Source organism: Micromonospora sp. NPDC049679 (assembly GCF_040659735.1).
GTDB lineage: Bacteria > Actinomycetota > Actinomycetes > Mycobacteriales > Micromonosporaceae > Micromonospora_I.
Map to the genome: position 1 here is coordinate 111,485 of NZ_JBFANZ010000007.1, position 9,859 is coordinate 121,343.

General features: G+C 72.2%; 7 protein-coding genes. 5 read left to right on the forward strand and 2 right to left on the reverse strand.

Annotated features, from left to right (window positions below; all coding sequences use genetic code 11):
• The first annotated feature begins 1 nt into the window (after position 1).
• Positions 2-1,450 (forward strand): heterodisulfide reductase-related iron-sulfur binding cluster, encoded by a 1,449-nt coding sequence (locus tag AB0J06_RS07210; RefSeq protein ID WP_357425594.1) that lies wholly within the window; start codon positions 2-4, stop codon positions 1,448-1,450.
• Between the two features lie 3 nt (positions 1,451-1,453).
• The gene (locus tag AB0J06_RS07215; RefSeq protein WP_357425597.1) at positions 1,454-3,271 is read left to right on the forward strand and encodes an L-lactate permease; all 1,818 of its coding nucleotides are present in this window, start codon (positions 1,454-1,456) and stop codon (positions 3,269-3,271) included.
• 27 nt (positions 3,272-3,298) lie between these two features.
• Here the strand turns inward: AB0J06_RS07215 and AB0J06_RS07220 are convergent, their stop codons facing one another.
• Together AB0J06_RS07220 and AB0J06_RS07225 are read right to left on the reverse strand one after the other, a co-directional pair.
• On the reverse strand, positions 3,299-5,149 hold the full coding sequence (locus AB0J06_RS07220) for an EAL domain-containing protein (RefSeq protein ID WP_357425599.1): 1,851 nt from the start codon (positions 5,147-5,149) through the stop codon (positions 3,299-3,301).
• Between the two features lie 177 nt (positions 5,150-5,326).
• Positions 5,327-6,412, reverse strand: coding sequence for a MerR family transcriptional regulator (locus tag AB0J06_RS07225; protein WP_357425601.1), 1,086 nt, complete (start codon positions 6,410-6,412; stop codon positions 5,327-5,329).
• 158 nt (positions 6,413-6,570) lie between these two features.
• Between AB0J06_RS07225 and AB0J06_RS07230 the strand changes: the two genes are divergently transcribed.
• The 3 genes from AB0J06_RS07230 to AB0J06_RS07240 all read left to right on the forward strand — a co-directional run bounded on the left by AB0J06_RS07230 (position 6,571) and on the right by AB0J06_RS07240 (position 9,710).
• A complete protein-coding gene (locus AB0J06_RS07230) occupies positions 6,571-7,224 on the forward strand; it encodes a PilZ domain-containing protein (protein ID WP_357425603.1) in 654 nt (217 codons plus the stop codon).
• A 260-nt stretch (positions 7,225-7,484) separates the two neighbouring features.
• On the forward strand, positions 7,485-8,054 hold the full coding sequence (locus tag AB0J06_RS07235) for a hypothetical protein (RefSeq protein WP_357425606.1): 570 nt from the start codon (positions 7,485-7,487) through the stop codon (positions 8,052-8,054).
• A gap of 69 nt (positions 8,055-8,123) precedes the next feature.
• On the forward strand, positions 8,124-9,710 hold the full coding sequence (locus tag AB0J06_RS07240; RefSeq protein WP_357425608.1) for an MASE4 domain-containing protein: 1,587 nt from the start codon (positions 8,124-8,126) through the stop codon (positions 9,708-9,710).
• Positions 9,711-9,859 lie beyond the last annotated feature (149 nt).

Consider the following 9,859-nt stretch of genomic DNA (forward strand, 5'->3'; position numbering starts at 1 on the left):
GATGACCGCGGGCATTCCCACCCAGGGCGGCGTCGACGCGACGAAGGGCAGCGCGCCGGCGAGCGCGCCGCGCGATGTCCTCGGCACCCTCGCTGCGCCGTCCGGCCCGCCCGCGTTCGACGACCACCACCCGCCCCGGCCCGAGCTGGTCTCCGACTGCGTCCACTGCGGCTTCTGCCTGCCGTCCTGCCCGACGTACGTGCTGTGGGGCGAGGAGATGGACTCGCCGCGCGGGCGCATCTACCTGATGAAACAGGGGCTCGACGGCGAGCCGCTGTCGGACTCGATGGTGCAGCACTTCGACGCCTGTCTCGGCTGCATGGCGTGCGTCACCGCCTGCCCGTCGGGAGTCCGGTACGACCGGCTCATCGAGGACACCCGGCAGCAGGTGGAGCGGCGGCACGCCCGGTCGCGCCGGGAACGGCTCCTGCGCGGGGCGATCTTCCGGCTCTTCCCGTACCCGAAGCGGCTGCGGCTGCTGCGCGCCCCGCTGCGGGCGTACCAGGCGACCGGCCTGCGCCGGCTGGTCGCCCGGACCGGGTTGCTCCCCCGGCTGGCGCCGACGCTCTCCGCGCTGGAGTCGCTGGCGCCCCGGTTGACCCGCCCGGAACGGCTGCCCCAGCGGGTGCCCGCGACCGGCCCGCGACGCGCGGTGGTCGGCATGCTCACCGGCTGCGTGCAGAGCGCGTTCTTCCCCGACGTCAACGCCGCGACCGCCCGGATCCTCGCCGCCGAGGGCTGCGAGGTGGTGGTGCTGCCGGACCGGCAGGGCTGCTGCGGCGCACTGAGCGTCCACAATGGTCGCGAGGCGGAGGCGCAACGCTTCGCGCGGAGGCTGATCGACGCGCTCGGCGCGGAGAGCCTCGACTACTTCGTGGTCAACGCGGCCGGATGCGGCTCGACGCTGAAGGAGTACGGCACGCTGCTCGCCGACGACCCGGCGTACGCCGAGCGGGCGGCGGCGTTCAGCGCGACGGTGCGCGACCTGTCGGAGCTCCTCGCCGAGCTCGGTCCGGTGGCGCCGCGGCACCCGCTGCCGGTGACCGTCGCCTACCACGACGCCTGCCACCTGGCGCACGCCCAGGGGGTACGGGCCCAGCCCCGCGCGCTGCTCGCCGGCATCCCCGCCCTGACCGTGCGGGAGATCGCGGACGCCGACATCTGCTGCGGCTCGGCCGGCGTCTGGAACGTGCTCAACCCGGAGCCGGCCGCGCAGCTCGGCGAGCGCAAGGCCCGCGACGTGCTCGCGACCGGCGCCGAGCTGCTCGTCACCGCGAACCCCGGCTGCCTCATGCAGGTCGCGGCGTCGGTCCAGCGGATCGGCGGCACCCTCTCCCTCGCCCACACCGCCCAGGTGCTCGACGCGTCGATCCGCGGCCTGCCCGTCACGCACCTGCTCACCCGCTCCACCCGTTCCGCCTCCTCCCGTCCCCCCTCAGCGACGAGGTGACCCATGCTGGAGCAGTACACGATCATCACCGACCCGGTCGGTGATTCCGTCGCCCTATCCGCGATCTTCGCCGCCTTGCCGCTGCTGACCCTCTTCGTCCTGCTCGGCGCGCTGCGCATGAAGGCCTGGCTCGCCGGGCTCATCTCCCTCGCGGTCGCGCTGCTGGTCGCCGTTCTCGTCTACGCGATGCCGGCTGGGCAGGCGCTGCTCTCCGCGACCGAGGGCGCGGCGTTCGGCTTCTTCCCGATCCTGTGGATCGTCATCAACGCGATCTGGGTCTACAACCTCACCGTCGAGAGCGGACACTTCGACGTGCTGCGCCGCTCCTTCGAACGGGTCAGCCCCGACATGCGGATCCAGGCCATCATCATCGCGTTCTGCTTCGGCGCACTGCTGGAGGCGCTGGCCGGCTTCGGCACACCCGTGGCGATCACCGTGGTCATGCTGATGGCGCTCGGCTTCCGCCCGATCCACGCCGCCTCCGTCGCGCTCATCGCCAACACCGCGCCGGTGGCGTTCGGTGCGCTCGCCACCCCGATCGTCACGCTCGCCACCGTCACGAGCGGGGCCAGCGACGATGCCCGGCTCACCGTCGAGACCCTCGGCGCGATGGTCGGCCGACAGACCCCGATCCTCGCGGTCGTCGTGCCGCTCGTGCTCGTCGCCGTCGTCGACGGCCGGCGCGGAGTCCGGCAGACCTGGCCGGCCGCGCTCGTCGCCGGGATCTCCTTCGGCATCGCGCAGTTCGTCGCCGCCAACTACATCTCGGTGCCGCTCACCGACATCGTCGCGTCGCTGGTCTCCGCCGCCGCGGTCGTGGCGCTGGTGCGGGTCTGGCGTCCGGCCGAGTCGCCCAACCTGCACAGCGAGCGGACGACGACCAGCGCCGCCGTGCCGGCGGCCCGCAGCGGGGACCGGGACGTCGCCGCGCGCAGCACGGTCACCACGGGCGGCGGCGGGTCGACCGCGGGTGACGTCATCGGGGACGCGCCGGGCGAGCAGAGCGCCGTGGACCGGGACGCACCGGTCACGGCCGCCGGCGGCGGCGACCGGCCCGGCGTACGCACGCGGGACAGCGGAGCGGAGGTGGCGCGGGCCTACACGCCGTACCTGATCATCATCGCCATCTTCTCGATCGCGAACCTCGGCGCGGTCAAGGACGCGCTGGCGGGCGAGCCGTGGACGGTGAAGTTCGCCTGGCCGGGGCTGGACGTCGTCAACAGCGCCGGTGCGCCGGTCTCGTCGATCACCTTCACCCTCAACTGGCTGCCGGCGGCCGGCAGCCTGATGATCCTCGCCGGCATCCTCACCGCGCTGGTGCTGCGCATCTCCGCCCGTCGCGCCCTGCGGGCCTACCTCGCCACCTACGTCGAACTGCGGTACGCGATCGTCACGGTGATGGCGGTGCTGGCCCTGGCCTACGTGCTCAACCAGTCCGGGCAGACCAACACCCTCGGCGCGTTCCTGGCGCAGGCCGGTGGCGGTTTCGTCTTCCTCTCCGCGATCCTCGGTTGGATCGGCGTCGCGGTGACCGGATCGGACACGTCGGCGAACGCCCTCTTCGGCGCGCTGCAGGTGCAGACGGCGGCGCGGGCGGGGCTCGACCCGCTGCTGCTGGCGGCGGCGAACTCCTCCGGCGGCGTGATGGGCAAGATGATCAGCCCGCAGAACCTGGCGATCGCCGCCGCCGCGGTCGGCATGGCCGGCCGCGAGGGCGAGATCTTCCGCAAGGTGTTCGGGTGGAGCCTGCTCCTGCTGCTGTTCATGTGCGTGATCGTGGCGCTGCAGGGCTCACCCGTGCTCGGTTGGATGGTGCCCTGACCGCCGCGGAAAAACCGGCGGCGCGGGTCAGCCGGTCGCGGCGGCGGCGTCGACGGTCGTGGAGTAGCTCCGCAGGGGCCACTCCCGACCGTCGAGCCAGCTTTCGAACGGCCCCGGACGGGCGATGCCGTAGCCCTGCGCGTAATCCACACCGACCGTGCGCAGGCAGCTCAGGATCTCGTCGTTCTCGACGAACTCGGCGATGGTGCGCAGCCCCAACTGGTGGCCGATCCCGTTGACCGCCTCCACCATGTACCGGTCGACCGGGTCGTGGGTGATACCCCGGACGAAGTTGCCGTCGATCTTCAGGTAGTCGACGGGCAGGCTCTTGAGGTAGGCGAACGACGACAGGCCGGCACCGAAGTCGTCGAGCGCGAAGTGGAACCCCATGCCACGGAGCTGGCTGATGAAGTCGGCCGCGGCGGCGAGATCGGCGATCGCGACGGTCTCGGTGATCTCGAAGCAGATGAGGTTCGGCGCGACACCGGTCACCATCAACTGCTCGCGGATGTGCGCGAGAAAGCCGCAGTCCCCGATGGACGGGCCGGAGAGGTTGATCGAGTAGCGGTCACCGTTCACCTCCCGGCCCGCATAGCGGCGGGCGAGGGTGGAGAAGGCGGAGGTCACCACCCAGCGGTCCAGCGCCGGCAGCAGGTCGTAGCGTTCGGCGGCGGGCAGGAAGAGTCCCGGGGCGACGATGCTCCCATCGGTGTCGCGCAGCCGCAGCAGCAGCTCGCCGAAGGTCCCGTAACCGTGGCCGGTCACCGGACTGATGGGCTGGAAGTAGAGCTCGAGCCGCTCTTCGCGCAGCGCGGCCATCACCCTGCCGGCCCAGTGCATCGCGTTGCGGTGACGGGCCAGGGCACCGTCGTCGGGCTCGTAGACCTCGACCCGGTTGCGCCCCTTGTTCTTGGCGGTGTAGCACGCCGCCTCGGCGGCCTCGATGACGTCCTGCGGTCCCGGGGTCAGCGGCGTGACGGCGACGACGCCGACGCTCGCGGTGACCTCGAATGTCCGGTCCGCGAACGCGAACCGGCCCTGCGCGAGCCGGGTCCGGATCCGTTCGGCGACGGCCACCGCGGCCGGGAGGGTGTGTCCGGAGAGGAGCAGCGCGAATCGGTCGCCGCCGAGGCGGGCAAGGTCGGGGCCGTCGGGGTCCAGCTCCCGGATGGCGGCGGCGACCTGGCACAGCAGGGCGTCACCAGCGGCCTGGCCACCCGCCTCACTCACGATCTTGAAGCGGTCCAGATTCAGTACGCAGACCGCGTTCTGCGCATCGCCTGCCGGGAGAACCTCCGCGACCCGGCGTTCGAACTCCGTTCGGTTCAGCGCCCCGGTCAGCGCGTCGTGGCTGCTCTGGTACGCCAGTTCGGCGGCGGCCCGATGCTGGGCGTCCCGGGCGGTCTCGGTCAGTCGCCAGTTCACCAGCGACGCGACCGCGGCGGCACCGATGAACGTCGCGTGGATGGCCGCCCATTTGATCGGCTGATGCTGGGCGTCGGGATGGCTGTAGACCAGATGCGACGCGATCACGCCCACCACCGCGTGTTCGATCAACACGAATGCCGAGGCCACCAGGAACGTCAGCCAGTCCTGGTAGAACGTCATCACGAACATCATGACGAAGAAGTGGAAGTGCGCCTCGGTCAGCCCGTCCGCCAGGTGGACCAGGATCGCGGAGGATCCGACCAGCCCCAGGGTCGCGACGACCGAGCGCAACCGGCGGCCGATCTGGCGCCGGGCCGCCACCACGAGGATGACCATGAGGGGCGCCACGTCCAGGGCCGCATGCCCCGGCCCGCCGCCGCGCCACAACGCGAATGCGAACAGGCCGAGCGCGTGCAGTCCGATCAGCCAGAGGATCACGCGGTGGCGCATCGACCACTCGGTGGGCGTCAGCGGCAGTCCTCTCGGAAGCGCCCCGCGCACAGCGTCGATCAGTCCATTCACTGCCCTCTGATCGGCGCATCAGGGGAAAAATAAAGCAATGTCGGATAACATCCAATCCGACCGCCCCACCCTGCCGGGAGCGGCCGGATCGGACGGCCGCACGACCTACGACAACACGGTGGGCATCAGGATCGAGAACGTCCCGTCGTCGTCCGGGAGCCGCACCGCGAGCGGCCTGATCGGCCCGTCCAGTTCGAGCACCAGCTGGCCCCGCCCACCCGCGGCCAACGCTTCGAGCAGGAACTCCCGGTTGACCCCGACGTGCGTCTCCGCTCCGCCCTGCGGCTCCGCGCCGGCGACCGTCAGCGTGCCGGCGGGCTCGACGGCGAGGACGACCACCTCGCACTGCACCCCCTCGTGCTCGCGCACGACCGTGCGGGTGGGCGCGTCGGCGAGAGACGCCCGCAGCGCCGCGACATCCACGGCGACCCGCCGGGCCGTGTCGGTCGTCCCCCGGTCCCGGAGCGCCCGGCGGTAGTCGGGGAAATCGTGCTCCACCCCCTCCGCGCCCACCTGCCGCCGATCGGCCCGCACCGTGATCCCGTCCGCGTCGACGGTGACGGCGGCCGTACCGGCGGCCGGCAGCAGAGCCCGGACCCCGTCGACGAACGCGGCCGGCGCGATCAGGCTCGTCGGGGGGCCGACGACGCCCGTGACGGGGACCTCGGCGATCGCCATCCGGTAGCGGTCGGTCGCCACGAGGCGCAGCACGCTCGCCTCGACCTCGATGAGGACCCCGGTCAGCATGGGGAACGCGGGATCGTCGCCGACCGCGAACCGGACGGCGTCGATCCCGGCGGCCAGCTCCGCGGCGGTCGCGGTGAGCCGGACCGGCGTACGGGCGATTGTCATGACGTTCTCCTCCTGGTCGAGCACGGCGTGGACCCGGGAGAGCTCACGGCGGGCATCGGCGAGCCCTGCCTCCAACCGGCACAGGTGCCCGTCCAGCAGCCGGCGCACGGCCCCGGCGTCGGGCCACTGCTCCAGCACCCGGGCGATGTCGGCCAGCGGCATCCCGACCCGGCGCAGCCGGGCCACCACCCGGGCGGGCCGCAGCTGCTCGGGGCCGTACCAGCGGTAGCCGGTCTCCGGATGCACCATGGCCGGCACCAGGACCCCGGCGCCGTCGTAGAACCGCAGGGCGCTCACGCTCAGCCCGCTGGCGCGGGCCATCTGGCCGATGCTGCGCATCTCGCTCTCCACTCCGGTGATCCTGTGGCCTCGACCGGGTCGAGGGTCAAACGGACGGCGTTTTTCCTCAGCTCGGTCCGCCGCCGGCCGAAAGGCCAAGGTCAGCGCTCTGCGCCGGGGCACCGCGCCCTGCGTTCACGCGTCTCGGAGGACAGGTCATGGTCGACGGTGTCAGGCACAGCGAGATCTCGCTGCCCGCCATCAACGCGCTGGTCGAGGTGAGCGTCTTCGGCGGAGACTCGTACAAGTCGCGGGTGGAGGACGCCGGAGACGGCGTGCTCGCCATCGCCGCGCCGCTCAACCTGCGGGTCACCGAGGTGCCCGATGTCGGCGACCAGATCACGGTGCGGTGGCCGGCCGGGGAGCGCGGCCGCTACGCCGCGGCGGGTCACCTCATCGAGGTCGTGGGCGGGGCCCTCCCGCGCTGGGTGATGCGGCCCGACGGGCCGCCCAAACTGGAGCAGAGCCGCTCCTACGTCCGGGGCGGCGGCAACGAGCTGGTCCAGGTCCGCCGGCTGAGCCCCAGCGGAGACACGGTGGAAGGCCGGGTCATCGACATCAGCGAGGGCGGGGTCCGGGCACGCTTCGACGAGATCGAGCTGGCGGGCGGCGACGAGGTGGAAGTCCGCGTCGAACTCGGCGAGGACATCCTCTCCGTCGAGGGACGGGTTCTGCGGGTGTGGCAGGAAGAGGACGGGGAGCAGACGTTGCTGGTGCTGGTCTTCGAGCCGCACGAGCGCGACGCGCGGGTGATCCGCCGGTACGTGCTCCGGCACCAGCTCATGCTCCGCAACGGCCGGCTGAACGACTGACCACGCCCCGCCATCCCCGGTTTCCCCCCGTGTCCCGGCCGTGCCGCGGACCACACGCTCGCGCCGGCACGACCGCTGCGTGACCAGCCTGCCACCGCCCGCAGCGACGGCCGTAGCGGACCCGGCGGGCTCTACCGAGGAGTGCGCGACGGTTGATAGCGTCACCGGACTGACTCATGCCGGTCAGCGTCAGCGCTCGCGTGGCCCGGAGCGTCGGCGGCCGGCCGAGCAGCTGCCGCAGGCCGACCGGAGAGGGATCCTTGCTGACCACGCTTGAGGGCCACTACCTGCGGTCCATGGTGCTCGAAAGCCGTCGTTTGCAGCGCCACCTCGAAGCGGAGGGCGCGGCCCGCGACGCGATGTCCTACTTCGGGCTCGTCGAGGCGGCGTTCGGCGCCGCCGTCGCACAGCTCGGTCGCGGCCGGTTCGGCCCCGATCAGCTCCAGCGTTTCGCCGAGGACGCGGCCGCATGGTCCCGTCGCCTCTACGCGGTCACCGCCGACGAGGTCTCCCGGAGCATCCGGTACGAGTTCGGCGATCAGGTGGCGGTGAACGACATCGGTGGCCGGCTGGAGCTCGCGGCGAAGACCGCGGTGATCGCCACGAACGTTCGCCGCCGCCGGCTGGGCCTGAACGATCTGGACAATCTGATCAGGAACGCGGAGCTCCTCGCCGAGGAGTGGGGGTTCGACGCGACGCCGTACCGTCCCGAACCGCTGGCCCGCCTCGGCCTGGTGCTTGCGCAGGCACGGTGGTCCGTGTCGCAGCTGCGACGGGGACGGCAGGACGAGCGGCCCGCTGCGCTCCCCCGCCACTCCCGCGCGCGCTGATCCGGCGGCAGCCCGACCCGTTCCCACCGATCGACTCAGACGCCTCGCGCCGCGGCCGATGGGTCGTCCGTGTCCCCCCGGAGTCTCTCACTGCCCGCTGCGCGGGTCGGTCGCGCACCGTTGATCGCCGCGGCGGTGACGCCGCTCGTCGCCCTGGCGATCTACACCGTCTCGGACCACCAACTCGGGTCGGTGCCGGCGTTCCTGCCGGCGTTTCTCGCGATCGTGTTCGCATTCGACCTGCTGACCGCTTTCCTGCTGCTCACCCAGTTCCTGGCCGGCGGTACGGGGCGGCTGCTCGTCCTCGCCTGCGCGTACCTCTGGTCGGCCGCGGTGATCGTGCCGCACGCCCTGGTGTTTCCCGGTCTCTTCGCGCCGCAGGGCCTGCTCGGCGCGACGCCGAGCAGCTCGCCATGGCTGTGGACGGCGTGGCACGTCGGCTTTCCTCTGTTGATCGGGGCCGCGCTGGCGCCCTGGCCGGGCCGTTACTCCGGCCGGCTCCCCACTGGACGCCGACGGGTGGCGATCGCCTGGTCGGCCTGCTCCGTCGTCATCGCCGCGGTCGCCGCAACGGCCTGGCTGGTCACCGCCGAGGCCCACCGGATCCCGGTGATCATCCAGAACGGCGACTTCAGCATCCTGACCCACCGGTTCGGGGCGTACATCATCGGCGCGAACCTGGTCGCGCTCGCCCTGGCCGCGTTGCGGTTCCGCGGCGACGGGCTCCCCGGTCTGGAGGCGTGGGCGATCATCGCGGTCTGTGCCTCCTGCGGCGACGTGGTGCTGACCCTGATCGCCCGCGTCCGCAGCTCCGCGGGCTGGTACGGCGCCCGCGTGCTGGCGCTGGTGGCCGCCCTGGTCGTGCTGGCCGCGCTGCTGCGCGAGATCACCCTGCTCTACCAACGCGTCCGCCGCAGCGCGGTCGAACTGACCGATCAGAACGCCCAGCTGCAGCACGCCAACGCGCTCCGCGACCACCTCGTCGCCGTCGTCTCCCACGAGCTGCGCAATCCGCTCACCGCGGCGGCCGGCTTCGTCGAGATCCTCGAAGAGAACCACCGGACGCTCTCCGACACCATGACCGACGAGCTGCTCGGCCGCACGGCCGGTCTGCTCACCCGGATGAGCCTGCTGACCGAGGACCTGCTGACCGTGTCGACAAGGGACAGTGGGCGTCTCGACGTCTCCCCGGTCCGCGTCGGTCTCGCCGCCGAACTGCGCGACAGCGCCCGCTCGTTTCCCGGCGCCACCATCACCATCGACTGTCCCGACGGGCTGGCGCTCGACGCCGACCCGCTGCGGCTGCAGCAGATGGTCTGCAACTACATCCGCAACGCCATCAAGTACGGCGCCCAGCCCGTGGAACTCTCCGGAAGGCGCGAGGGGGACGTGGTGCGCATCCGGGTCCGCGACCACGGCGCGGGCGTGCCGGCCGAATTCGTGCCCCAGCTCTTCGAGCGGTTCAGTCGGGCCGACGCGGCGCGCACCAGTCACATGCCCGGCTCCGGGCTCGGACTGTCGATCGTCGCCACGCTCGCCACCGCACACGGCGGGCGCGCCTGGTACGACCCGACCGGCCCCGGCGCGTGCTTCGTCATCGACCTCCCCGCGCCGTCGGCACAACACGAGGTCACGGGCGTGCCATCCCCGCGGTGACCTCTTGTATGCGGACATTGATCGATCGGTCATCACATCCGGCGCACACGCGACCCGCCACAGGGCGGACGGGACGGGCTGCTCCTGCCGCAGCGGCTCGCCCACGTGCCGCAGGCTCCGCCGCGTCGGAGCTCTTCGCCGTGGTGGGC